Below are 24,967 nucleotides of genomic sequence, written 5' to 3'. Positions count from 1 at the left end.
AGCTGCTTTATGCGGGTGGGTTGAGGGTGGGAGAGATTTGTGCGCTTGGTGTGGAAGATCTGCATCTCGATCAGGCTCGGGCACAGGTACGAGGCAAGGGCGATAAGGAGAGGATTGTTCCGCTGGGACGGAGTGCGGTAGAGGCGCTGGAGCGGTATCTGTCGCTGGGGAGGCCCGGTTTGGTGCGGCGTGGGTTTTTGTCGCGGGCGTTATTTTTGAGTATTCGTGGGAAGGCGCTGACGCGGCAGTGGGTTTGGGAGATGGTGCGGAGCGCTTCGTGGGCGGGAACGAAGGCGAGTCCGCATATGCTGCGGCATAGCTGCGCGACGCACATGGTGGAGCACGGCGCGGACTTGAGGAGCGTGCAGACGCTGCTGGGGCATGCGGATATTGCGACGACTCAGGTTTATACACATGTGGCGCTGGGACATCTGAAGGCGGTTCATCGTGCGCATCATCCGCGTGGGAAGCGGCGGATCGCTGAGAGTTGAGTACGGGCTCGGAGAGATGGGCTGGAGCGGTCGCGCTGCGCGCGATGCCCACATCTCAGAATCGAGATATGGGGCACCCCGTTTTATGGCTGTGTGAGGTTTTGGAGCGATGAGCGAGATTGCGGGACTGGCTGAAGGTTTTCTGGCGATGCTCGCGAATGAGCGCGGAGCGTCGGAGCATACGGTGCGGGCTTATGCGCGGGAGGTGCGCGGGTTTGCTGCTTATCTGAATGAGGCGTTGGGGAAGGATGCGCGAATTGATGCGGTGGAGCATCTGCATATTCGGGCGTACCTTGGCGTGCTGTATGAGCGTGGGCTGACCAAGGCGAGTGCAGCGAGGGCTCTGGCGGCGATTCGGAGCTGGTTCAAGTGGCTGGCGAAGGAAGGGAAGGTCGCGCAGAATCCGGCGCTGCTGGTGAGTACACCGAAACGTCCGCTGCATCTGCCTCGGGTGCCGAGCATGGAAGAGGTGAACCGGGTGCTCGATTCGCTTGAGAAGCCGAATAAGCAGGAGGCGAGTGAAGCGGCGGCGGCATGGCCCGAGCGGGACCGGGTGATTTTTGAACTGCTGTATGGCTGCGGGATTCGGAACTCGGAGTTGGTGGGACTGAATATGGGCAGCGTGAAGTGGCGCGATGATGCTGTGCTGGTGCGAGGTAAAGGGAAGAAGGAGCGGCTGGTTCCGCTGGGGGATGAGGCGGCTGCGGCGCTGAGGATTTATCTGCCGCTGCGGGAAGCTAAGCTGACGGCGGCGGGTAAGGGTGGGCTGGTGCATGACGGGCCGTTGCTGACGAACCTGCGGATGCGCGGCGATTGCCGGTTGACGACGCGGAGCGTGGGACGCATTGTGAAGGCGATTGCCCTGAGCCGGGGGCTGGCAGCGGACGTGCATCCGCACACGCTGCGCCATGCCTTTGGGACGCACATGCTGGAAGAGGGCGCGGACCTGAGGGCGATTCAGGAGATGCTGGGGCATGAGCGGCTGTCGACGACGCAGCGGTATACGCAGTTGACGGTGGGGCAGGTGCAACGCGTCTATGACGAGACCCATCCGCGGGCGAAGTAGCGGGGGATGGCAGGGGAGAACAGACAACGGCAAGGGCCGGAGATTGCTGCATCCCACCCTTCGCGATAGGGCTACGAAGGATGGGGCACCCGCGCCATTGTGGCTGAGTTTGGGAGAACAGGCCACGGCAATTGCTTAGTAGAGCGGGACGGCGGGGTCGATGGTGCGAGACCAGTGGTCGATGCCTCCGGCGAGGGACTGCGCGTTGTCGAAGCCCTGGTTGCGCAGCCACATGGTTACAGAGAGCGAGCGGGCTCCGTGGTGGCAGAGGACGACGATGTGGGCGTCGGGATCTAGTTCCTGATGGGCACGGGAAGTGACTTCACCCATGGGCATCAGAAGGCTGTCGGGGAGGCTGGCGGTCTGGAACTCCCACGGCTCGCGGACGTCGAGCAGAACGGGTGGGTTGGGTTGCTGGCGTTGCTGGATGAAGGCTTCGGCTGTGATCTCTGGTTCTAGCATGGTTCTATTATCAGGGATTTAGTGCGTGAAGAGGGCGACGGCGAGGGTGGCGAGTGCGAGCGCGGGGGGCATGATGATGACGCCTGCCTTTAAGAACTTCCATGCGCTTACATCCTGGCCTTCTTTGCGAATGGCGATGAGCCAGAGGATGGTGGCGAGAGAGCCGGTGACGGAGAGGTTGGGACCGAGGTCGATGCCGATGAGGATGACGTTTCGGAGTGCTCCGGTGATGTGCGCGGCTTGAATGCTGGCCGCGGCGATGAGCCCCAGCGGGAGATTGTTGATGAGGTTGGTGCCGAGGCCGGTGGCGAAGGCCGTTGCCATCGATGCCGCGATGGGAGGCAGGTGTTGCAGATATTGCAGCGCGGTCTGCGAGAGGTGAAGCGCTCCGGCGGTGTTGATGGCTTCGACCATGATGAAGAGGCCCGCGACTAAGGGGAGAACGCTCCATGAGATTTCGGAGAGGATGGCTGCGGGGCGGGTTCGTTCACGGATGGAGATGACTACGGCGATGAGGATTGCCGAGATGCAAGTGGGAAGGCCGAGGTCTTTGCCCATCGCAGACGCGGTGAGGAGAACGGCCGCGACGATGGCGATGCCAATTAAGGTTAGTTTGCCTGCTTCGGAGAGGTGTAGTGTCTCTGCGGTGTTTTCGACGGGGCCGTCGAGGTCTTTGCGGCAGTACCAACGGAGTGCGAGGTAGGTGGCCACGATAGAGAGGACAGAAGCGATGAGGAAGATGCGGAGCCATTCGCCGAGTGGCGGCATTCCGGTGTGGAAGACGACGAGATTGGCTGGGTTCGAGATGGGGAGGACGAAGCTGGCGGCGTTGGCGATGAAGGCGCAGATAAAGAGGTAGGGAAGCGGCTCGACCTTTGATTTGCGGGTAGCGGCCAGGACGGCGGGAGTGAGGACGACGGCGGTGGCGTCGTTGGAGAGGAAGATCGTGACGAAGGTTCCGGCGATATAGATGAGGGTGAAGAGACGGGTGCGTGAGCCGCGTGCGTGCTGGATGGCGATAGTCGCGAGCCAGTTGAAGACACCGTGCATGTGGGCGAGTTGCGCCAGCAGCATCATGCCGGCGAGGAAGAGGTAGACGTCGCTGCCTTCGGCGATGGCGTGGACGGCGAGGTGCAGCGGAATCAGGCGAAAGACTACGAGAGCTGCTGCGCCGATGCCGATCCACCATGCTTCGGGGAGATCGCGCGGGTGAATCAGCATCAGCGCGATGCTGAGGGCGGCGATGATCCAGATGGCGATGTGGGCTGCGGGCAAAACGTACCTCAGGGGCTAAAGCCCCGCTTATATCGCACAATTGTGGCACGGCTGAAGCCGTGCCCTTAAGCAAAACTGCGCTTAGTCAGACTGGGCTGTGTCAGACTGGCTGTTTAAACCGAAATGTCGTCAACCCGAAATGTTGTCAGTCGAGATGTTGTCAGTCGAGATGTTTTTACTTTGTTGAAAGTTTCTGTATAGATTTACTCAGGCGATGGCGGTGTTGACGAGGTGTTGGGCTTCGGTTTGGATTTGTTTTAAGTGGGCTTCGCCTTTGAAGGATTCGGCGTAGATCTTGTAGACGTCTTCGGTGCCGGAGGGGCGGGCGGCGAACCAGCCGTTCTCGGTTGTGACCTTGAGGCCGCCGATGGGTGCGTGGTTGCCGGGAGCTTCGGTGAGGATGGCGGTGATGGGTTCTCCGGCGAGTTCTTTGGCGGTGACTTGAGAGGGGGAGAGTTTGCCTAGTTTGGCCTTCTGCTCTTTGGTGGCGGCGGCGTCGATGCGCTGGTAGGTTGGGTCGCCGTACTTCTGCGTGAGGTCGCGGTAGAGCTCACCGGGATCTTTGCCGGTGACGGCGGTCATCTCGGCGCTGAGCAGGCCGGGGATGAGGCCATCTTTATCGGTAGTCCATACTTTGGCGTTACGGCGGAGGAAGGTGGCTCCAGCGGACTCTTCGCCTACGAATCCGAGCGTTCCGTCGATGAGACCGTCTACGAACCACTTGAAGCCTACGGGGACTTCGAGCATGGGGCGGTTGAGGCCCTTGGCTACGCGGTCGATGATGCTGGACGAGACCAGGGTTTTGCCGATGCCGACTTTATCCGACCAGTCCGGACGATGGGTGAAGAGGTACTGAATGCAGACGGCGAGGTAGTGGTTGGGATTGAGCAGGCCGGTGGTGCGGGTGACGATGCCGTGGCGGTCGTGGTCGGTATCGGCGGCGAAGGCCACATCGTACTTCGCTTTGTTGGCGATCATGCTGGCCATGGCGAAGGGGCTGGAGCAGTCCATGCGGATACGGCCGTCCCAATCGCAGGTCATGAAGCGGAAGGTGGGATCGACGTTGAGGTTGAGGATTTCGAGGGGGAGCTTGTACCGCTCGGCGATGCGCGGCCAGTAGTGGACACCGGCTCCGCCGAGCGGATCGACGGCGAGCTTGAGGGTGGTGCCGCTGAGGACTTCGAAGTCGATGACGCTGCCGAGGTCGTTGACGTAGGCGGTGATGTAGTCGTGGCGATAGGTTTTGTCGGCCGAGAGCGCGCGGAAGTAGGAGATGCGCTTTACGTCTTTTAGTCCGTTGGTGATCAGCTCATTGGCGCGGTTCTCGATCCACTTGGTGGCGGTGGTGTCGGCGGGGCCACCGGAGGGAGGGTTGTATTTGAAGCCCCCGTCCTCGGGAGGATTGTGCGAGGGAGTGATCACGATACCGTCGGCGCGGTGGAGCCTGGGGTTCTGGTTGTAAGTAATGATGGCGTGCGAGAGGACGGGGGTGGGCGTGTAGCCGAGGTGCTCGTCGATCATGACCTCGATGCCGTTGGCGGCGAGGACCTCGAGCGCGGTGGTGAAGGCGGGCTCGGAGAGGGCGTGCGTGTCTTTGGCGAGGAAGAGCGGGCCGAGGGTGTGCTGGGAGGCGCGGTACTCGACGATGGCCTGGGTGATGGCGGCGATGTGGTCGTCGTTGAAGGAGGCGCTAAAGGAGCTGCCGCGATGCCCGGAGGTTCCAAAGGCCACGCGTTGCGCGGGAACAGCGGCGTCGGGATGGAGGGAGTAATAGGCGGTGATGAGGTGGGGGATATTAACCAGCGATGCAGGGAGGGGGAGCTGACCGGGCTGATTGGCTGGGGCTGTGTTCATGCTTTTGATGTCCTCGCGGAAAATGGTGCCGACACTTGCACTATATGAGATGCGGGATGGGGAGGGAAATTTCGCGACGAGGGACAATGACACGGAAGTGGTACACGAGGATGCTTGTATTTCGACCGTGCGTGGCCTAAAACGGTGATGCTCCCTGGTTTCTGGTTAGAAAACAACAATTGCATGGGCAGTCCATGCCCAGCGCAACGTGCATCGCTGAGCTTCGAACGTTGGAAGTTGGCAGGCCGGTCCTTCGTTTGCACGGCGGAGGATCGTTTCCTGCTGAGGATATTGATGGTCTTGGTAAGAAAAGCTCTGCTTTGGGTGGGACTGGCAGTATGGCTCTTCGTCGCAGGGCCAGCGTGGGCGGTAGAGGCGTCTTTGGTGGCGGATGCGCATGTGAACAGCGCGCTGCCCGGAGTCAATAGTGGGGCAATCTCAAATTTGAATGTGGGCGCCGGGTATACATCCCTGTTGCAGTTTGACCTGGGTGTGCTACCCCCGGGGACGACGGCGGGGCAGGTGTCGCGAGCGGTGCTTCGCCTGTATTGCAATCGGGTGGACGCGGTGGGGCAGGTGAGCGTGCGTCCCGTGAATGGAGCGTGGGGCGAGTACAGCGTGACGTATGCGACCGTACCTTCGCTGGGGAGCGCAACGCAGGTCGTTCAGGTGGATGCGGCGGGTGCTTATGTCACGGTGGATGTGACCTCGCTGGTGCAGGGGTGGGTCTCATCTCCTGCAACGAACAATGGCCTGGCGTTGACGGCGGATGTCGCGGCAGTGCAGTTCGATAGCAAGGAAAATGATTTGACCGGACATGCCGCGATGCTGGACGTGACCTTGGCTACGTCCGGGCCAGCCGGACCTGTGGGGCCAACCGGACCTGTGGGGCCAACCGGGCCTATTGGTTTGACGGGGTCTGCTGGACCGGCCGGGGCTACGGGCGCTACTGGTTTGCAAGGAGTGGCCGGTCCGGCTGGAGCTAAGGGAGATACGGGCGCGGTGGGGCCAGTTGGTTCGATGGGGCCAGCCGGGCTAGTTGGGCCACAAGGGTCAGTTGGGCCGCAAGGGCTTCAGGGTCTGCAAGGTATTGCGGGACCTGCGGGCGCTGCCGGTCCCGTGGGAGCCGCTGGACCTGCTGGAGCAACTGGTTTGACTGGCCCGGCGGGAGCGACTGGGCCCGCAGGCCCGGCAGGGATGCTGTTTCGCGGGAGCTACTCATCGAGTCCGAACTATGCGGTGAACGATGCCGTGAGCTATCAGGGGTCGAGTTATATATCGGTAGCTGCGGCCAATCACGGAAATACTCCGGGAACGAGCCCGACCTATTGGAGTTTGCTGGCGGTGCAGGGTGCGGCAGGCGCGCAGGGCCCTGCTGGAGCTACCGGCGCGACGGGGCCGCAGGGAGTTGCCGGGCCCCAGGGAGTGCCGGGTGTTGCGGGTGCTGCCGGGACGGTTGGGATGAATTATCGAGGGGCGTGGGGTTTGGGTGTGAGCTATCAGGCCAATGATGCAGTGTTGTTTGCAGGGAGCACCTATCTGGCGCAGGGGAGCAACGCCGGGATGGAGCCGGATCGGTCTCCTGCAGTGTGGGCGGTGCTGGCGCAGCAGGGAAGTGCGGGACCGACTGGCCCGTCGGGTGTCGCGGCGACGGTGAGCGTGGGAACGGTGACGACCGGCGCTGCCGGTTCGATGGCGGCAGTGACGAATAGTGGGACAGCGTCCGCGGCAGTGTTGAACTTCACCATTCCACAGGGGGCGGCGGGAACGAATGGTACTGGAGGAGGAACCGGTGGCGCATCTGGAGCGTTGTCGGGTTCGATGTACCATCCGGTTTCGTTCAACAATATTTTCTATTCAGTGAGCAACACGAATGCTGGTGGAAGTGAAGATGCGTCCGTGCTGACGTGGGTTCCGGCGGGATGTACGGCGACCACGCTGAGCGTGTATTCGCAACAGCTGAACGCAATCAATGTGATGGTTAGGCAGGGAACTCCGGGGAATATGGTCGATACCTCGCTCAGTTGCAGGGCGGCTTCGGGTGGCTCCTGTTCTGTGACAGGAAGCGTCGTGGTGACGGCGGGGAACTTCGTAGACTTTGAGGTAAGCGGTGCGAATGGAACGCTAGGGGCTGTGTGGATGGCATTCGCCTGTAACTGACACCCTGGCTGGTCGCCGAAGGCGTATATCTATATTTTTTCTCATATTATTGTGGACGTGAAGTAATCTTATCCCTCGATGCTGATTGCTTTGATTTGATGCCCGTGCGGTGGTTCTTTTTGCCAACCGACATGGAATTATTTAATTGAATATCAATAAGTTACAGGGATATATTCTTTTGGGATGATTGCACTGGCGTCGCGAATGCGCCTGCTGATATTTTCAACCAAGACAAGAATTTATACCCGATGACTCGGCTAATGCTCCAAGGGAGACGTCGAAATGTTTAATCTCGAAGGAAAATGCGCGGTCGTTGTTGGAGGGACCTCGGGGATTGGAAAGGCCATTGCACTTGGATTGGCCGCCGCTGGAGCGGACGTAGTTGCGTCCTCTCGGTCAGCGGAGCCAGTGGACGCAGTCGCGGAAATTTTAGAGGCGTGCGGACGCAGGACGCTGCGGGTCGTGTCCGATGTTACCGACCGCCGGTCCATTCAGGATCTGCACGATGCGGTGAAGTCGCATTTTGGGCGAATCGATATCCTGGTTAATTCGGCGGGCATCACCAAGCGGGTGCCCACGCTCGAGTTCCCGGAAGCGTTGTGGCAGAGCATTATGAACGTCAACCTGAATGGCACGTTGCGCGCCTGCCAGATCTTTGGAGCATCGATGTTGGAGCAGGGATACGGCCGCATCATTAATATCGCTTCGCTCTCGACCTTCGTCGCCTTTCGCGATGTGGCTGCTTACGGAGCCAGCAAAGCTGCGGTTGGCGCGCTGACTCGCTCGCTTGCGGTTGAGTGGGCCGATCGCGGGGTGTGTGTGAATGCGATTGCGCCGGGCATCTTCCCCACTGACCTGAACCGTGCGCTGCTCGATTCGCCGCGCGGCCACGAGCTTCTGCTGCGAACTCCGATGAGGCGCTTTGGCGTTGTCGAAGAGGTTGCGGGGACCGCGGTCTTTCTTGCATCGGAGGAATCCGCGTACGTGACGGGACAGATTGTGGCGGTTGATGGCGGCTATCTTGCCAGTGGAGTAAACCAATAGGATCCTATGGCCAAGTCAACGGTTCAAAAAACAACTACGCGTGTTCAGAAGGCTGCTGCGCGCGGGAGACATGTCGATCTGGCCTATGTTGAGCTTGCCTCGAGCGAGAGTGCGCGCGATATCAATCGCGATATTGTCCTTGAGCTGATTCGCGCCCGGCAACCGGTTGCCCGTGCTGATCTGTCGCGCCTCTCCGGCCTGCAGCCGAGCACGGTCTCGGCGATTGTGGAGCAGCTTCTTAACGAAAGATGGATCACGGAAGGTGCGGTGGTACGGCGTCCGCGAGGCCGGCGGCCAACGCTGCTTTCGTTGAATGATGAGCTCGTAATTCTTGTCGCCGACTTGCGCCCGCAACAAGCTATTGTCGCGGTGGTCGATCTGAATGGACGCTTCCTTGCGCGGGAAGTCGTTCCTCTGGTCTCCGATCCGGCGCGCTCCGTGGAGAAGATTGTTGGCTCGATGCGGGCGATGCGGGACCGTCATGCGAACAAGACATTCGAAGGTATCGGCGTCAGCCTGCCGGGACGCATTCATCCAGAGTCTCAACGGTTGATCCTTGCGCCGAATTTGAAATGGTCAGACTACGACGTGAAGGCGGCGATAGAAAAAGGGTTGGAGTTGCAGGTGGAGTTGGACAATGCCGCGAACGCCTGTCTTCTGTCGGAGCTATGGTTTGGCAGGATGGATGGGGTGCGCAATGCCGTGCTGATTACTGTCTCGGAGGGGCTCGGGACGGCGATCCTGGCGAATGGGCAGATTGTTGTAGGCCGCAATGGATTGGCGGGAGAGTTTGGGCATATTCCGATTGATCCGGCAGGGCCTGCCTGTGGCTGCGGGCAGCGGGGGTGCTGGGAGGTATTCGCCTCTTCATCGGCTGCGCTTCGCTACTATAAGGAACTGTCGCCGAAGAGCCGCCCGCTGGTGATTCAGGAGTTGCTTCAACTTGCCGAAGAGGACGATGCTGCCGCTATTGAAGCTGTCTCGCGGCAGGCAAAGCACCTTGGCCGTGGACTCCGTTTAATCACTGCGGCACTTTCGCCCGATATCATTCTGATCACCGGCGATCTGACGACATCGTGGGGCCGCTTTGGTCCGATCGTGCAGACGGAGTTAGAAAACACCATGCTGGCAGGCACAGCGCCGCGCCTGATGGTGACCAATGACGGGGAACTCTCTCGCCTGCGCGGTGGAGCTGCGGTGGTGTTGCAACGGCACTCGGGTTATCACCGCTCGACGCATTGACGTTTTGCTGAGGACAGAGTGTCGATGATTTGCTGATTTATTTTATTGAGCAGTGAGCTCACACAGGCCGTTTTGCTTTACTAAATCGAATTAGCTCCAAATTCTTGTTTGACAGTTCTCCTGCAGTCCCGATAAAGTTTGTGTCACGTAATAAATGGACCTCGGATAAGATGAACCCTGGTGATGCATGTTTAACTGAGGGTCATCTCTTCCTGCAAGGGCTACTTTTGTGTTAAGGCTTCGACGCGGTATTGCTCTCGTTGTTTTTTGCTGCCTGGCCACGGGATTCGCGCAGGCGGAGACTGGGGCCGCGGGCTGGCTTCGATATGGCCGCATTGCAGACGCCTCTGCGCTTCGCCGGGATCGATCGCTTCCACATCGCATCGTGCAGATGGACACGTCTTCGCTGGGGCACAGCGCATCAGCAGAGTTGGCTCGGGGCCTGCATGGCATGCTTGGCAGTGACTTCCGTGTAGAGTCGACTCTGCCAGATGCAGATGCTCTCGTGTTGGGCACGCCGAAGGAGCTGCATCAACTGCTGCCGCAATGGAGCCATCCTGCAACACTTGCTGCCGAGGGCTTTGCGATTTCGAAGCTCGATGAGCATGGGCATCATCTGTGGATCGTGGCTGGCGGTAGCCCGACGGGCGAACTGTATGGTGTCTTTCATCTGCTGGAACAGGTTGGGGAGTTGCACGAGATTGTGCCGGACTCCGAGTCTCCATCCGCACCCATTCGCTGGGTGAACCAGTGGGACAACTTCGATGGCTCGATTGAGCGCGGCTATGCGGGGCGAAGCATCTTCTTTGATGGCGGACACGTGCGCGGAGACCTGACGCGCGTGTCGGATTATGGACGGCTGCTGGCCTCGGTTGGCTTGAATGGATGCACGGTGAACAATGTGAACTCCGACCTGCGTACCTTGCAGCCGGAGATGCTGCGCGAGCTGGCGCGGATCGCCGACGCACTGCGTCCGTGGGGCGTTCGCATGTCTCTCTCGGTTGACCTCTCCAGCCCACAGGCGGTCGGCCATCTTTCGACGTTCGATCCGCTCGATCCGCAGGTTATTGAGTGGTGGCAGCAGAAGACCGATGAGATCTATAAGCTGATACCGGACTTCGGCGGTTTCGTTGTCAAGGCAGATTCGGAGGGGCGGCTTGGCCCTTCGCACTATGGGCGCAATCCTGCGCAGGCGGCGAATGTTCTGGCGCGAGCATTGCAGCCGCACGGCGGGGTTGTTCTCTATCGCGGCTTCGTCTACAACCAGCATCTGGATTGGCACGACATGAAAGCCGACCGGGCCCGCGCGGGTTATGACAACTTTCGCGCGCTCGACGGAAAGTTTGAACCAAACGTCGTGATTCAGATTAAAAATGGACCGATTGATTTTCAGGTGCGCGAGCCGGTCTCTTCGCTCTTCGCCGCGTTGCAACATACCAATCAGGCGATCGAACTGCAGGTGACGCAAGAGTATACCGGTCAGCAGCGGCACATGGTCTTTCTGGTGCCGATGTGGAAGACGGCGCTCAATACGGACATGCGGGCGCAAAACCGAAGCACGCCCGTCAAAGAGATCGTCGAAGGGAAGAGCTTCCATCAACCGCTGGGCGGTTTTGTCGCCGTGGTGAATGTTGGGCTGGACGATAACTGGCTGCATCATCCCATGGCCATGGCGAATCTCTATGGCTATGGCAGGCTTGCATGGAATCCTGACCTGACGACCGATCAGATTGTCGATGGCTGGACGCGGCTTACGTTTGGAAATAATCCGAAGGTGGTTTCGACGATCGACGATTTGCAGCGCAACTCCTGGCACACCTATGAGGAGTACACCGGGCCGCTTGGACTGGGCACTTTGACGGACATTATCGGCATTCACTACGGGCCGGGAATCGAGTCGGCGGAGCGGAACGGATGGGGACAATGGCTTCGCGCCGATCATAAGGGCATTGGTATGGACCGGACGGTTGCTACGGGTACGGGCTATATCGGGCAGTATCCGCCGGAGCTGGCGAAGGTTTATGAATCGCTGACTACTTGTCCCGACAACCTTCTGCTCTTCATGCATCATGTTGCCTATGACCATGTTCTGCATAGCGGCAAGACCGTGATTCAGTATGTCTACGACTCGCACTACGATGGGGCTGCAACCGCGGCAACATATGCTCCGCGCTGGCAGACGCTGCATGGGCTTATCGATGACGATCGCTATCAGCGCACGCTGGCTCTCTTCGAGTATCAGGCGGGACATGCTGTGGTCTGGCGGGATGCGGTGAGCAATTGGTTTATTCGCATGTCGGGCATTCCAGATGCGAAGGGGCGAGTGGGACATTATCCCAATCGCATCGAAGCGGAGGCGATGCAACGTGACGGCTACACGCCGGTCGATGTTACGCCGTGGGAGACTGCCTCGGGCGGCAAGGCTGTGGTGTGTGATCGCGCCGCTGCCTGCACGCTTACGACGAAGCTCGATAAGCCGATGGGCATCTATAACATTGCTGTTCAATACTTCGATATTCATCCGGGGACGGCGCGGTATGAGCTTCTGTTGAATGGCCACACAATCGCCCACTGGACGGCAGACAATACGCTGCCCCCCGCTGTTTCTGACAAGAAGCTCGACGGCCATACCAGTACGCGCTTCACTTTGTCCGGGGCGAGACTTGCTCCGGGAGATATGCTTACCTTGCACGGCGTCCCTGATGGAGCCGAGCCCGCAGCTGTTGACTACATCGAGATCACAAAACAATGAAAATCACCGCCGCCCGCCTGATCGTCTGCTCTCCTGACCGCAACTTCGTCACGCTCAAGATTGAAGCCGATGAGGGAATTTACGGTCTCGGCGACGCGACAGTGAACGGCCGCGAACTGGCGGTCGCAAGCTATCTCTCCGAGCATGTCCTTCCATGCCTGATTGGCCGCGACCCGTTTCAGACCGAGGACATCTGGCAGTATCTCTATCGTGGAGCCTACTGGCGCCGCGGGCCTATCACCATGGCAGCGATTGCCGCGGTCGACGTCGCCTTGTGGGACATCAAGGGCAAGGCGCTCAACACTCCTGTCTATAACCTGCTTGGTGGAAAGAGCCGCAATGGCGTGCTGGTCTACACTCATGCCAATGGGAGCGATATTGCGGAGACGCTGGACTCCGTTCGCAAGCACATGGAGGAAGGCTACCTTGCGGTTCGTGCGCAGTCCGGCGTGCCGGGAATTGCAGGCAGCTATGGCGTGCCCAAGGGAAGTAAGGCTTATGAGCCTGCGGAGCGTGGGCTACCTTCCGAGAGCCTCTGGTCCACCGAAAAGTATTTGAACTTCGCGCCATCGCTCTTTGAGAAACTTCGCGTCGAGCTTGGGGCCGATGTGCATCTGCTTCATGACGTACATCACAGGCTTACACCGATTGAGGCGGCGCGGCTGGGCAAGGCGCTTGAGCCGTATCACCTCTTCTGGATGGAAGATCCGTGCCCCGCGGAGTTGCAGGAAGGGTTTGAATTGATACGCAAGCACACCACGACACCGATCGCTACGGGCGAAGTCTTCAATTCGATATGGGATGCGCATGACCTTATCCGCAGGCAGTGGATCGATTACATTCGCATGTCGATTGTGCATGGCGGCGGCATCACGCATGTAAAGAAGACTGCCGATTTTGCGGCGCTGTATCAGGTGCGGACCGGCTGCCATGGAGCGACCGATCTCTCTCCGGTCACGATGGCTGCTGCCCTGCATCTGGGGCTTGCCATCCATAACTTCGGAATCCAGGAGCACATGCATCACAGTGCGCTTACTGATGAAGTGTTTCCCCACAACTACACCTTCGATGCGGGATATATGTATCCGGGAGATGCGCCGGGGCTAGGAGTGGATATCGACGAAAGTCTCGCTGCGAAGTATCCGTACCAGCGTGCCTATCTGCCGATTGCTCGCAAGCTCGACGGCACGCTTACGGATTGGTAGCTATTCGCCCACAACCTTATTACTCAGATTGGAAGCGGGCGGCGCGGCTGCTCGTCAATGGAGATCTTATGATGCGAATCATCCGTACTCGACTGCCGTTGCTTGTAGCGGCCCTTTTCTTCATGGTGCCCGTCGTTCTCCATGCGCAAGGACAGACCACGAAGGCCGATGGCTCGGGGGCTTACCGCACGGGTCACTACCGCGATCTTTTTGCGGAACAAGGGCATAGTGCGAAGCAGAGCCGCGCCAAGATCGATGCGGCCTTTGAGCAGCTCTTTCACGGTGACAAGAAGACGCAAGCCGTCTACTACGAGGTGGGCCGCAATGCGAATGGGCCGCTTGCTTACATCACGGATGTTGCCAATCGCGATGCTCGCACGGAGGGCATGTCGTACGGCATGATGATCGCCGTTCAGATGAACAGGAAGCATGAGTTCGACGCCATCTGGAACTGGGCGAATACTTACATGCTCATCACCGATCCAGCCAATCCTTCTGTCGGCTACTTCTCGTGGTCGATGCATACGGATGGAACGCCGCGCTCTGACTCGCCTGCTCCTGATGGTGAAGAGTATTTCGTGATGAGCCTTTACTTTGCCGCGAACCGTTGGGGCAATGGTACCGGCATCTATAACTACAAGGCGCAGGCCGACCGTATCCTGAGCCTCATGCGCCATCATCCGGTCAAGACCGGCATACCGCCCTTTCGTCTGAAGCCTGATGAACCACCCTTCGCTCCTCCCACGCGTCCTGGCTTTCCTCCGCGCAATCATCCGCAGACGGTTGGCCCTATGGTCAACGAACCGTACAAGATGATCCTTTTCGTGCCTGGCATGGGGCGCGGCAGCTTTACCGATCCCTCTTATCATCTGCCTGCGTTTTATGAACTGTGGGCCCGCTGGGGACCGGTCGAGGACCGCGCCTTCTGGGCTGAAGCTGCAACAGCCAGCCGGGACTTCTTTCAGAAAGCGACGAATCCCACCACTGGCCTCGCGCCGGATTATGCTGACTTCGATGGCAAACCGCACGGCACCGTCTTTAATCCTATGTCAGCTAACTTCTCTTATGACTCATGGCGGACGGCTAGCAACTGGTCGATCGATTATTCATGGTGGCACAAGGATGCGGAAGAGAATGTGCTGAGCGATCGCATCCAGAAGTTCCTCTTCGGTCAGGGTGTTAACACGTTTAGCGATCAGTACACGCTGGACGGCAAACCGCTCTCGCAGCGTCACTCCACGGGGATGCTGGCCACAACGGCCACTGCCGGTCTTGCTGCGACGAAAGGGCCAATCTCGAAGGCTTTTGTGGATGCGCTATGGAACTCGCCTGTCCCATCCGGAGAGCAACGCTATTACGACGGCATGCTTTACATGATGAGCCTGCTTCATTCGAGCGGAAACTTTCGTATATGGGAAGCTAAGCAGCGGTAATCAGGACGATATCTCTTAACTGTTCCGGAAGGTCTGTTCCTCTACTATGGACGATAGAGGGACGGGCCTTTCGTCATTTTTCGACGGACGATGAATCGGCATCAAACGTTTCAGGTAGTACAGGGGGAGCGATGAGTGGGGAAGCGATGAATGCTGATCGGTTGTCGGGAGTGCTGCTGCATGTGACGTCGCTGCCGTCGTATGGTGGCGTGGGGGATTTTGGCCCGGCGGCGTATGCCTTCGTTGACTTTCTCGCTGCGGCGAAGCAACGGTTGTGGCAGGTGTTGCCTCTAAGCCCCACAGGCTATGGCGGGTCGCCTTATTCTGCGCTGTCGGCGTTTGCGGGAAACCCCTTGTTCATCAGCCTGGAACGACTGGCGCAGGATGGCTGGATCGCCGCCGAGCGAATCCAGGGCTTGGCAGGACATGACGGGCCAGCGGATTTCGTAGAGGCGATGCGGATCAAGTTGCCGCTGGTCGAGGAGGCGGCTGCAAACTTTCTGGATCGCGCACCGGATGACGTGCGTGCCCGGTTTCAAAAGTTTTGCAAGGACAATATCTCGTGGCTCTCCGACTATGCGCTGTTCAATGTGCTGCGGAGGATGCATGGCTATGTCAGTTGGATTGACTGGCCAGCCGACTATGCCCGGCGCAAGAGCGATGCGTTGACCGCCGTGCTGAACTCGCATGGGCGAGAGTTGGCGATAGAGCAGGCTGTTCAATTTCTCTTCAACGAGCAGTGGTGCGCGCTGCGAACATATTGCGCAGAGCGGAAGATTCGGATCCTGGGCGATGTCGCAATCTTTGTGAACTACGATAGCGCCGATGTGTGGACGCATCCCGAGATATTTGAGCTGGACGAGGATTTGAAGCCGACACGGGTGTCGGGTGTGCCGCCGGATTACTTTTCGGTCACTGGCCAGCGCTGGGGGAATCCGCTGTATAAGTGGGGCCTGATGAAGGAGCGCGGATTTGACTGGTGGGTAGCGCGGATTCGACGCGCGCTGACACTTTACGACTCGATACGCCTGGATCACTTCCGCGGCTTCGAGGCGTATTGGTCGATTCCGGCGGATGAGCCAACCGCGATCAACGGCCTGTGGGTGAAGGCTCCCGGGCATGAGCTTTTCGATCGGTTGAGAGAGGTATTTGGGAACCTGCCCTTTGTTGCCGAGGACCTTGGATTGATTACGCCAGAGGTCGATGAGCTGCGCGAACACTTTGGCATGCCGGGGATGAGGATCCTTCAGTTTGGGTTCTCGGACAGGGGTAGCCATCTCTACCTTCCGCATCGGTTTGTGCAGAACACGGTGGTTTACACAGGAACGCACGACAATAACACGACGCTGGGCTGGTGGCGCGACGATGCCAGCGAGATGGAACGATCTCACGCGCAGACCTATCTGCAGACGATTGAGCATGAGGGCGATATTGTTTGGGCGATGATGCGTGCGGCTGCAAGATCGGTGGCGAATCTGTGCATCTTTCCGATGCAGGATGTCCTACACCTGGGCAGCGAGGGCAGGATGAACACTCCCGCAGCCGGGGCGGGGAACTGGACGTGGCGCTATGGGCTGAATGCGCTGCATCCGGATTTCGCGACTAAGCTGGCGGCGCTGATGGAGATGACGGACCGTGACGGTTATGAAGCTCCGAAAGAGGGGGGCGAGGCTGGAGAACCTACGGAAGAAGCCCACAAACGGGCAGAGCTGGGCTCCAGCGTTTAGACTGAAGATGAGTAAATTAAACTTTCAGGAGTATCCATGCCTCTTTCTGGCGAAGCTATCCGCACGATGAACTATGTTGACGATATTTCGGTTACGCTGCGCCGCATTCTTGCCGTGCTGCCGTCGCTGACCGAGGATGAGCGTCAGCGCGTTTCTGAACATATCAAACAATCTGAGCCGAGCTATGAGTCCGTCATCAACGCCGTCGCGAGCAAAAAATAATGCAGCCTGTGGTTTCCCCGTCACCGTTCGAGATCAGAACGGTGGCGGTGATTGGGGCGGGGATGGCCGGCCGAAGTTTCGCGTTGGCTTGTGTCGCCGCCGGATTTCATGTGGTGCTCGAAGATGTGATGCCGGCAAATCTTCGCCGGGCTGAGGCCGATTTCGCCGAGATGGATCTAGGTGATTCGCCGGGAAGCCTCGACCTTGCATTGACCGTAGAAGATGCCGTCCGTGAGGCAGACATCGCCGTCGATTTCGTTCCCGATGAACTGGAGTCGAAGCTGGAGATCTTCAGCATGGTCGATCGAATGGCTCCGCCAAAGACGATTCTGTGCACACCCAGTGACGCCTTGAGCATCACCGATCTGGCGTCGTGCGTGTATCGTCCTGAGCGGTGTTTTGCCGTCCGTGGAGGCTTCGCGGTCGGCGTTTCTGAAGTAGGTTCAGCGGTACGGCTATTGTATCCGGCATCTGCGGACGCAGGCACGCTGGCGGCAGCGGAAGGGTTTTTGCGTTTGCTGCGCATGAACGTGCAGAGTGAACCAGACCCTGACGTACCTGTGCTGATGAAGAACCAGACGCAAGCCACCCTGTAGATCTCGAAAATAAAAGCAAAATTCGGAACTGATTTATGGGATTTTGCGTAACAGAGGTGGGAGAATGAAGTCCAACCATCGTCATGCGCGCCCTTCTCGACATCTTTGCCCAGGTCTTCCAATCAATCGGAGCGAATAAGCTGCGATCCTTCCTCACCATGTTCGGCATCGCGTGGGGCGTGGCTTCGTTGCTGTTGCTGATTGGGCTGGGAGAGGGATTCCGCTCCGGGCAGCGCAGGAGCCTGTCCGAACTGGGATCAGACGTCATCATGCTCTTCAGCGGTACCGTGCCAGCAATGCCGAACCAGCACACGGGCATGCGACCTTATAAGCTGACGCTGAGCGATGCCGATGCGATTCGTGCCGAGGCGGCTCATGTTCGCAATGCAACGGCGTTTATCGACCGTAGCGATGTGAAGGAGGTCAGCGAGTTCTCCAGCGCGGGCGGCTCCGTCCTGGGGGTGGAGGTGAACTACCCTCAGATTCGTAACCTTCCCGTCGCCGAGGGTCGTTTTTTCGACGCAGGCGACGAGGCACAACATCGGCAGGTAGTATTTCTGGGCCAGAAGAATAATAAGCTGCTCTTTCCCGGCCGGCCTTCGGTCGGGTCTTTCATCATGCTGAATGGATATCGTTTTCAGGTGATCGGCGTCGCTCCCAAAATTGGTCGAGGCAACAACGATGGCGACAACCAGAAGATCTATATCCCGCTGTCGACGATGCTGCAGCTCTTTCCGATTCTCGGCGAAAATGTCCCCGCAGATGCTGTCACCTCAATCCAATATCAGCCTACAACCGAGGACATGAACGAGGCGGCGAAGGCGGACGTGCATCGGATTGTTGCGATGCGGCATGGATTTGACCCCAGCCTGACGGACGCCTTCGAAGAGTGGGACACCATCAAGGCGAACCACACCATCGGCCTGATCTTCACGGCCATGGATGTCTTTCTCGGCGGGGTCGGCATCGTTACTCTGGCGCTGGGCGCGGTCGGCATTATCAACATCATGCTGGTGACGGTGACGGAGCGTACCAAGGAGATTGGCCTGCGCAAGGCGCTGGGAGCGACCAATCGCAGCATCCTGATGCAGTTTTTTCTCGAAGGAATTATGTTGACAGGAATCAGCGGTTTGATCGGAATTGCGGGCGCGGCCACGCTGATGCTGGTGCTGGGACATGCGTTAGGACACAACCAGATGGGATTCGATCCGCCGCGGCTGGTGCCGTGGTCGGCGGCGATGGCGATGGGAACACTTGTGCTTTGCGGCGTTATCGCTGGCATCTATCCGGCAAGCCGAGCAGCGATGATGCAGCCGGTTGAGGCGCTGCGCAAGGAGTAGGGCGATGCTGCGAGATATCTTCGGACAAGCGATGGAAGCGATGCGGCACAATGGAAGGCGCACGGCCATCACGATTGTTGGCATGGCGTGGGGCATCGCTACAGTTGTTCTTCTGCTCGCCTATGGCGCAGGCTTCGGGCGCGCGTTCGAAACCATCTTCGCCCAGTTCGGCACCAACATGATCGGCGTCTTTCCTGGCACCACCAGCGAGCAGGTGGGTGGAACCAAGGCCGGCGTACCGGTTCGTCTCAAGATGGAAGATGTGGAGCGCATTCAGGAGACAGTTCCCGGAGTTCTGCATGTGTCGCCCATGCTCTGGAAGTCGGTGCCGGTGCAGAACGATCTGCACACCTATACGTGGGAGGTAGATGGCGTCTCCCCCGATATTCAGGATATTCAGAAGATGGACCTGGCCGAAGGCCGCTTTCTCACAGCAGCCGATCTGCAACAACGAAACCATGTTGCAGTCATTGGATCGCAGGCAAAGTCGAAGCTTTTCTCTGGAATCTTCGCTCTTGGCCAGACCATTCGGTTGAACGGTATCAGCTTCGAAGTGATTGGTGTTCTGAAGCCCAAGATGCAGGAGGGTGATGACAATATCAATCGCATCAGCTACATTCCGTTTTCAACCATGGGCGATATCAAGGACACCAAATACCTCGACGGCATCTGGTTCAACTATCGCGGTGAGCCTAAGGCGGTGGAACACGCGCTGAGAAATACGCTCGCAGCCGCGCACTCCTTTCGGCCCACAGACCATAACGCCATCTGGGTGGCCAATATTATGGAGCAACTCGCACAGTTCCGCCTCATCTCGCTGGGCCTGCAGGTGCTCCTGCTCTTTATCGGAACGCTGACGCTGGGCATCGCCGGAATTGGCCTGATGAATATCATGCTGGTCAGCGTGCAGCAGCGCACGCGAGAGATCGGCGTGGAGAAGGCGCTGGGAGCGCGCAAGCGCCACATCCTGCTTCAATTTCTTGCCGAAGCCCTGGTGATTACCGGAGTCGGCGGAGTGGCGGGCATCGCCCTGGCCTATGGAGTCAGCGAAGCAGTTGGCGGCATCACTTTCTACAGCGCGATTGCTACGAATGCCAGTGCGGCGGATATCTATCTGCTGATCTCGCCGCATATCGTGATCCTGGCGACGGTCGTCCTCGTCGTCGTAGGCACTGTTAGCGGAATGATCCCGGCGATCCAGGCGGCCAATCTCGATCCCATCGAAGCGTTACGGTATGAATAACGTAATGCCTGAAACCGTTGTCTGATTAATTTTGTTCAGCCGGGCGCTTGTATGGTTTTTGCATCAACGCGCGTGCCTCGTTGATCGCACCCTGCGTGTTGTCGTTGGTCTGCACCGCGAGCCGGTATTCATTGACGGCACGATCGCGCTGGCCGGTCAGGTCGAAGATGCGGCCCAGCTCGATGTGGCTCCAGACCTCGACCCATCTGGGGTCGTCATCTCCACGCAGAGCGTCGCGGAAAGAGTTTGCCGCGGACTGATAGTTGCGCTGCATGAAGAAGACTTCGCCGATACGGTAGGAGGCGAGTGAGCTGTTCTTATTGGCGTCGAGGGCTTTCTGGTACTCGATCAGCGCGGCTGCAAGATCGCCCTGCGCAACTTGCTCCTGCCCACGTAAGACTGCCACACGCACAGCCAGATCGGGCGTGCTCTTCAGCAGCCAGTTTTCCGGATCGATGCTGATGTGGCGAGGACGGCCAAAAGTCTCGACGGAGTACTGCGACTCGTTGCCGCTGACGATGATGCGCTTGATCTCCGTCTTTCCGTCCGTTTCGATGCGTAATTCAACCGGCATGCGAAAGAGATCGAGGTCTTGGGTGATCCCTCCGACGGTACGGAAGCCTTTGTTGTTTCCAAGGCGAAAGACGGTGTACTTGTCTCCGAAGGACGGCGCGCCGGTGCCGTCGATCCATTGTGAGAAGAACGGCGTCAGTTCCAGGTGTGACTGCGCTTCGGCGACGGTTTGAACGTCGGAGCTGCGGATGGACTTGTCGGTGTACTGCGAGAGCAGTCCACGCAGAAATTGAGTGAAGGTGTCGTCGCCCATCTCCCAGCGAAGCATGTGGAAGACCATCGCCCCTTTCTCAAGGGTCATCGATTGGAACTGCGGCGAGAACGGATCGAGGCGGCCTAGCGAGGTGAGCGGCATCGTATCGTACGCCAGCGCACCGGCAGAGACATCGGTAATGGCTGACTGAAATGCTGTCTTTCCTGCCGAGTCTTCGAGATACATCAGCTCGGCATAGCGCGACATGCCGTTGGTGATCCAGGCGTCGTTCAAGGTCGCAGGTGAGACCTCGCTACCCCACCATTGATGCGCGATGGTGTTGGAGATGAGCCGCTGGGCGTTGCGCGCGGCGATGCGGGCTCCGCCGATGGCCACAATCTCCGGCGCCCAGGTAGCCGAGACGGCATCGTCCGGCAGTTCCACGAGGTTCAGAGTCGGAGACTCGGGCTGACCGAACTTGCTGGTCATAAATTCAAACTCCCGGTCGGCAGTGTGAGCGAAGTCGAGGGCGAAGGGCTTGCGCTTGTCGGTGACGTAGACGTGAATATTGTTGACGCCCGATGTGCCTGCGGGATCGAGGAACTTGCCGGCGATAATGGTGCCGGGGAAGCCGGGCTTGGTCCAGTTGAAGTCGTACTCGGTGCGATTGCCGGAAAGAACCTTCTGCCCAGCCACCCCGCTGCCAACCACGCGCTCGTCGGAAGGAACGCGGATGTGCATCTCAGCGGTGAAGCGGTCGGTATAAAGGCCGGTCATGGGGAACCACGCACCGGGATAGAGCAGAATGCTAATGGGATCGTCGATCGAGGCCAGCTTGATTCCGCTGACCGGGCTGGTATCGGAGCCGGTCAGCGTGCCGGAGTATTCAAAGGTATAGGTGGTGCTGCTTCCTTTCGGAATCGGCGTGGCCAGGGTAAAGCGCACGGTGCTGTTGTTGGTGAGGCGTTCCGATTCGAGCGGTTTGCCACTTGCATCCGTGACCTTGGTGATTTTCAGCCCGTTATTCAGCTCAAAGACGGGAGAGGTGAGATCCTCGAGCGCTGTGAAGGTAACTGCCGCCTTCGCCGTGAGCTGATGCACCGAAGGATCGAGGTCGGCCGTGATGACGTAGCCGGTGACATGCATCTGAGGTCTGACCGGGGCTGCCCATAGCGGAGCCGTGAGAATACACGCAGGAAACAAGGCCGTGACCAGAACTCGAAGATACCGGAAAGGTAGGTGCATGTCGGGCGAAGATCCTCAAAAAAATAATGGTACAGCCTTCGTGATGTTAGACGCTTGTCGCTGAAATTCGGCCACTTGCGGCTTGGGTCTGCCCCAGGAGCGCCTCCACGGCGTCGCAAACCTGGGCGATGGGGCTTGATCCCGCGGCTGGAAGCAGCTTGAAGTGTGCTTCGGCGAGATCTGCAAGCATCTGTTCGCGTCGAGGATCGTCGGCCAGCAGAGGAGCGAGGGTTGCCGCGACATTTTCTGCGGTGAAGCGGTCTTGCAGCAGCTCGGGCACAATGCGCTTACCGGCAACAAGATTGACCATGGCAATCGGGAGGTTGCCGTCTTTATCTTTCTCCGCCGGGATTTCAAGCGGATAGCGGATAAGGTGCCGCGCGAGCGCAAAGGTAAGGGGAGAGACTCGATAGACGACGAGAAATGGATTTCCGATGACCGTTGCCTGGACCGTTGCGGTACCGCTGGCGACAATACTGGCACGCGCGTGGTGGAGCGCCTCGCGCGCGTCGTCGACCAGGATCACTCGTGGCTTGGTTGCGCTGTAGTAGATGGGGTCTTGCAGGAAGTTGAGAATGTACGAGTTGTTTACCGTTGAGGCCACCGGGACGACGAACTCATATTTTCCCTGGGCGTTCAAGATAGCGGCTGCGTGCAGCATCTCGGGCAGGTTAAGCTTGACCTCTTTGCGCCGGCTGCCCGGAAGCAGGGCAATCCAGTTTTTTGAAGGGTCGAGCGCGTACTTCGTGGCGTACTCCGAGCGGGTGACATCGGGGAGCGGCAGCTGTGCCAACGGGTGGCCGACGAAGGTAGCATCGACATTGCGCGCACGGTAGAAGCTCTCCTCAAAGGGAAAGATGACCATCATGCGGTTGACGCGCTGCTGCACCCAGCGCAGGCGCTTCCGCTTCCATGCCCAGAGCTGGGGGCTTACGAAATAAATGACCGGGACGTTCAGCTTGCGGAGCGTGCGGGCGAGCCGGAAGTTGACGTCGGGAAAATCGATGAGGATGGCAATATCGGGGCGGCGCTTTTTGATGGATGCGACCAGGCGGCGGTACTCGCCATAGATACGCGGCATGTGGCGGATCACCTCGGTGATGCCCATGTGGGCCACATCTTCGGCGCGAACGATGCGATCGAGTCCGGCGGCTGCCATCTCGGTGCCGCCGAGGCCGAAGCTGGCGAGCTGCGGCAGGCGGGTGCGTAGCTCAGTCATGATCTGAGCGCCATAGTAGTCCCCGCTGGCTTCGCCGGCGGAGAGAAAGATGCGCGGAGATGGATTGCTTTCTGCCACGTTCGACTCGCGTTCGCTTGAATCTGTATCAGGGTAGAACTGCGTCAGAAAGCTGGGAGGGAAGCACGGTCTCTGCCGGTATCTCCTGGTCTTTGTATTGCAACTGGTAGAGCTTCCAATAGAGGCCGCGATGGGTGAGCAGCTCCTGATGGGTGCCGCGCTCGCGCAACTGTCCCTTGTGCATCACGAGGATGGTATCAGCCCGTTGAATGGTGGACAGCCGATGGGCGATGAGGATGGAGGTTCGGCCAGTGACCATGCGCGAGAGAGCGCCGCGCACACGGAGTTCCGTGTCGGTATCGACCGAGGAGGTGGCCTCGTCCAGAATAAGGATTCCGGGATCGTGGGCCAGCGCACGGGCAAAGCTGATGAGCTGCTTCTGGCCGGTGGAGAGAGTAGCTCCGCGCTCTTGCACCGGCTCGGCGAATTGCAGCGGGAGCGAGCGAATGAAGTCGCCGACGTTGACCTCATCTGCGGCGCGCTGGAGGCGTTCGTCTGTGACCCACTTTGAACCGAGGCGGATGTTGTCCGCGATGGTGCCGGTGAAGAGGAAGGGGTCTTGCAGAACGACGGCGAAGCGGCGGCGCAGGGCGTGCATGTCCTGCAGGCGCACGTCGACGCCATCGACGAGGATGCTTCCGCGCTGAATATCGTAGAAGCGCATCATCAGGCTGATGATGGTGGTCTTGCCCGCGCCGGTGTGGCCGACGATGGCGGCGGTCTCGTTGGGCTCGACGACGAAGCTGACGCCGCAGAGGATCCATTCGATGTCGGCATAGCCGCGCAGCTCGTCTTCGGTCGCCGACTCCACGCGAAGGCGCTGGGCCTCATCGAGAGTCTGATAGGTAAACCAGACGTTGCGGAACTCTACGCGCCCGGAGCGGTCGCCTTCGAGGGGTTTCGGAGGAGACAAAATCTCGGGTTCAGAGTCCAGTAGCTTGAAGACGCGTTCGCTGGCGGCCATGGCGGCTTGCAGGATGTTGTACTTCTCGCTGAGGTCCTGAATGGGGCGGAAGAAGCGTTGCGCGTACTGGATGAATGCAATCAGGACGCCAAGCGTGACCGTCGATCCGGGCGAGCGCATCGGATGCAGGATGTATTCGTAGAACGGCAGCCCAGCGGCCAGCGGTGCGCCGGTGAAGAGGGCGCTGATGCCGCCGCGCCAGAGCACCAGCGCGATGGCGATGGAACTGAGTAGTTCGACCGCCGGATAGTAGAGGGCGTAGGCGAAGATGGCGTCCTTGAAGGCGTCCATATGCAGGCGATTGACGGAGGCAAACTCGTCGAAGGCATGCTGCTCGCGGTTGAAGAGCTGCACGATGGACATGCCGCTGACATGCTCCTGCATGTAGCTGTTGATCTTGGCGATGGCCGAACGGATGCGGCGGTAGCTCTCGCGTACATGCTTGCGGAAGATGCCGGTGACGTACAGAATTGCCGGGATAACGGCTAGCGTCAGCAGGGCGAGCGGCCAGCTCATGCGCAGCATGATGATGACGATGAAGGCCAGGACGAAGATGTCTTCGAAGATGGCGAGGACGCCCGAG

General features: G+C 59.1%; 19 protein-coding genes. 13 read left to right on the top strand and 6 right to left on the bottom strand.

Going from position 1 to position 24,967, the window contains the following annotated elements:
• Both VMU57_RS07460 and VMU57_RS07455 read left to right on the top strand, forming a co-directional pair.
• The coding region (locus VMU57_RS07460; protein WP_325382024.1) for a tyrosine-type recombinase/integrase at positions 1-491 on the top strand (491 nt) is incomplete at its 5' end.
• A 109-nt stretch (positions 492-600) separates the two neighbouring features.
• Entirely contained in the window at positions 601-1,557 is a 957-nt protein-coding gene (locus tag VMU57_RS07455; protein ID WP_325382022.1) for a tyrosine-type recombinase/integrase, read from the top strand.
• 135 nt (positions 1,558-1,692) lie between these two features.
• On the opposite strand, the gene VMU57_RS07450 is transcribed toward VMU57_RS07455, so the two are convergent.
• From VMU57_RS07450 to pgm, 3 genes are all read right to left on the bottom strand, one after another.
• Positions 1,693-2,019, bottom strand: a complete 327-nt coding sequence (locus VMU57_RS07450) for a rhodanese-like domain-containing protein (RefSeq protein WP_325382020.1) — start codon at positions 2,017-2,019, stop codon at positions 1,693-1,695.
• 18 nt (positions 2,020-2,037) lie between these two features.
• The gene (locus VMU57_RS07445; RefSeq protein WP_325382018.1) at positions 2,038-3,294 is read right to left on the bottom strand and encodes an arsenic transporter; all 1,257 of its coding nucleotides are present in this window, start codon (positions 3,292-3,294) and stop codon (positions 2,038-2,040) included.
• A gap of 207 nt (positions 3,295-3,501) precedes the next feature.
• Positions 3,502-5,148, bottom strand: a complete 1,647-nt coding sequence (pgm, locus tag VMU57_RS07440; RefSeq protein WP_325382016.1) for a phosphoglucomutase (alpha-D-glucose-1,6-bisphosphate-dependent) — start codon at positions 5,146-5,148, stop codon at positions 3,502-3,504.
• A gap of 294 nt (positions 5,149-5,442) precedes the next feature.
• On the opposite strand from pgm, the gene VMU57_RS07435 reads away from it, so the two are divergent.
• The 11 genes from VMU57_RS07435 to VMU57_RS07385 all read left to right on the top strand — a co-directional run bounded on the left by VMU57_RS07435 (position 5,443) and on the right by VMU57_RS07385 (position 20,112).
• Entirely contained in the window at positions 5,443-7,308 is a 1,866-nt protein-coding gene (locus tag VMU57_RS07435) for a DNRLRE domain-containing protein (protein WP_325382014.1), read from the top strand.
• Between the two features lie 282 nt (positions 7,309-7,590).
• Positions 7,591-8,352: an SDR family NAD(P)-dependent oxidoreductase gene (locus VMU57_RS07430; protein WP_325382012.1), complete on the top strand. Its 762-nt coding sequence runs from the start codon at positions 7,591-7,593 to the stop codon at positions 8,350-8,352.
• Positions 8,353-8,358: 6 nt separating this feature from the next.
• Positions 8,359-9,594 carry an ROK family protein gene (locus VMU57_RS07425; RefSeq protein ID WP_325382010.1) on the top strand — a complete coding sequence of 412 codons (1,236 nt, stop codon included), beginning with the start codon at positions 8,359-8,361 and terminating at the stop codon, positions 9,592-9,594.
• A gap of 229 nt (positions 9,595-9,823) precedes the next feature.
• Positions 9,824-12,346: an alpha-glucuronidase family glycosyl hydrolase gene (locus VMU57_RS07420; protein WP_325382008.1), complete on the top strand. Its 2,523-nt coding sequence runs from the start codon at positions 9,824-9,826 to the stop codon at positions 12,344-12,346.
• Positions 12,343-13,551 carry a D-mannonate dehydratase ManD gene (manD, locus tag VMU57_RS07415; RefSeq protein ID WP_325382006.1) on the top strand — a complete coding sequence of 403 codons (1,209 nt, stop codon included), beginning with the start codon at positions 12,343-12,345 and terminating at the stop codon, positions 13,549-13,551. Before VMU57_RS07420 ends, manD begins: the two co-directional genes overlap by 4 nt.
• 68 nt (positions 13,552-13,619) lie before the next feature.
• A complete protein-coding gene (locus VMU57_RS07410; RefSeq protein WP_325382004.1) occupies positions 13,620-14,984 on the top strand; it encodes a glycosyl hydrolase family 8 in 1,365 nt (454 codons plus the stop codon).
• 131 nt (positions 14,985-15,115) lie between these two features.
• Positions 15,116-16,711: a 4-alpha-glucanotransferase gene (gene malQ, locus VMU57_RS07405; protein ID WP_325382002.1), complete on the top strand. Its 1,596-nt coding sequence runs from the start codon at positions 15,116-15,118 to the stop codon at positions 16,709-16,711.
• A 36-nt stretch (positions 16,712-16,747) separates the two neighbouring features.
• Positions 16,748-16,933: a hypothetical protein gene (locus VMU57_RS07400; RefSeq protein WP_158910555.1), complete on the top strand. Its 186-nt coding sequence runs from the start codon at positions 16,748-16,750 to the stop codon at positions 16,931-16,933.
• Complete coding sequence (locus VMU57_RS07395) at positions 16,933-17,529, top strand: 3-hydroxyacyl-CoA dehydrogenase NAD-binding domain-containing protein (protein ID WP_325381997.1); 597 nt, start codon at positions 16,933-16,935, stop codon at positions 17,527-17,529. Before VMU57_RS07400 ends, VMU57_RS07395 begins: the two co-directional genes overlap by 1 nt.
• A gap of 83 nt (positions 17,530-17,612) precedes the next feature.
• Positions 17,613-18,869 carry an ABC transporter permease gene (locus tag VMU57_RS07390; protein WP_325381995.1) on the top strand — a complete coding sequence of 419 codons (1,257 nt, stop codon included), beginning with the start codon at positions 17,613-17,615 and terminating at the stop codon, positions 18,867-18,869.
• 4 nt (positions 18,870-18,873) lie between these two features.
• Positions 18,874-20,112 carry an ABC transporter permease gene (locus VMU57_RS07385; RefSeq protein WP_325381993.1) on the top strand — a complete coding sequence of 413 codons (1,239 nt, stop codon included), beginning with the start codon at positions 18,874-18,876 and terminating at the stop codon, positions 20,110-20,112.
• A gap of 25 nt (positions 20,113-20,137) precedes the next feature.
• Here VMU57_RS07385 and VMU57_RS07380 read toward each other — a convergent pair whose 3' ends face one another.
• From VMU57_RS07380 to VMU57_RS07370, 3 genes are all read right to left on the bottom strand, one after another.
• A complete protein-coding gene (locus tag VMU57_RS07380) occupies positions 20,138-22,123 on the bottom strand; it encodes a M1 family aminopeptidase (protein WP_325381991.1) in 1,986 nt (661 codons plus the stop codon).
• A 46-nt stretch (positions 22,124-22,169) separates the two neighbouring features.
• Positions 22,170-23,420, bottom strand: a complete 1,251-nt coding sequence (lpxB, locus tag VMU57_RS07375) for a lipid-A-disaccharide synthase (protein WP_325381989.1) — start codon at positions 23,418-23,420, stop codon at positions 22,170-22,172.
• A gap of 28 nt (positions 23,421-23,448) precedes the next feature.
• Positions 23,449-24,967, bottom strand: a 1,519-nt coding sequence (locus tag VMU57_RS07370; protein ID WP_325381988.1) for an ABC transporter ATP-binding protein, incomplete at its 5' end; no start/stop codon positions are given.

It is taken from the genome of Edaphobacter sp. (assembly GCF_035532915.1).
Lineage (GTDB): Bacteria > Acidobacteriota > Terriglobia > Terriglobales > Acidobacteriaceae > Edaphobacter.
Note: the sequence above shows the minus strand (reverse complement) of the source record. Positions and strands in the feature narration are given on the sequence as shown.

Coding starts and splice junctions, on each gene's coding strand:
- VMU57_RS07455 (WP_325382022.1), top strand. CDS start 601: ATGAGCGAGATTGCGGGACTGGCTGAAGGTTTTCTGGCGATGCTCGCG.
- VMU57_RS07450 (WP_325382020.1), bottom strand. CDS start 2,019: ATGCTAGAACCAGAGATCACAGCCGAAGCCTTCATCCAGCAACGCCAG.
- pgm (WP_325382016.1), bottom strand. CDS start 5,148: ATGAACACAGCCCCAGCCAATCAGCCCGGTCAGCTCCCCCTCCCTGCA.
- VMU57_RS07435 (WP_325382014.1), top strand. CDS start 5,443: ATGGTCTTGGTAAGAAAAGCTCTGCTTTGGGTGGGACTGGCAGTATGG.
- VMU57_RS07430 (WP_325382012.1), top strand. CDS start 7,591: ATGTTTAATCTCGAAGGAAAATGCGCGGTCGTTGTTGGAGGGACCTCG.
- VMU57_RS07425 (WP_325382010.1), top strand. CDS start 8,359: ATGGCCAAGTCAACGGTTCAAAAAACAACTACGCGTGTTCAGAAGGCT.
- manD (WP_325382006.1), top strand. CDS start 12,343: ATGAAAATCACCGCCGCCCGCCTGATCGTCTGCTCTCCTGACCGCAAC.
- VMU57_RS07410 (WP_325382004.1), top strand. CDS start 13,620: ATGATGCGAATCATCCGTACTCGACTGCCGTTGCTTGTAGCGGCCCTT.
- malQ (WP_325382002.1), top strand. CDS start 15,116: ATGAGTGGGGAAGCGATGAATGCTGATCGGTTGTCGGGAGTGCTGCTG.
- VMU57_RS07400 (WP_158910555.1), top strand. CDS start 16,748: ATGCCTCTTTCTGGCGAAGCTATCCGCACGATGAACTATGTTGACGAT.
- VMU57_RS07395 (WP_325381997.1), top strand. CDS start 16,933: ATGCAGCCTGTGGTTTCCCCGTCACCGTTCGAGATCAGAACGGTGGCG.
- VMU57_RS07390 (WP_325381995.1), top strand. CDS start 17,613: ATGCGCGCCCTTCTCGACATCTTTGCCCAGGTCTTCCAATCAATCGGA.
- VMU57_RS07385 (WP_325381993.1), top strand. CDS start 18,874: ATGCTGCGAGATATCTTCGGACAAGCGATGGAAGCGATGCGGCACAAT.
- VMU57_RS07380 (WP_325381991.1), bottom strand. CDS start 22,123: ATGCACCTACCTTTCCGGTATCTTCGAGTTCTGGTCACGGCCTTGTTT.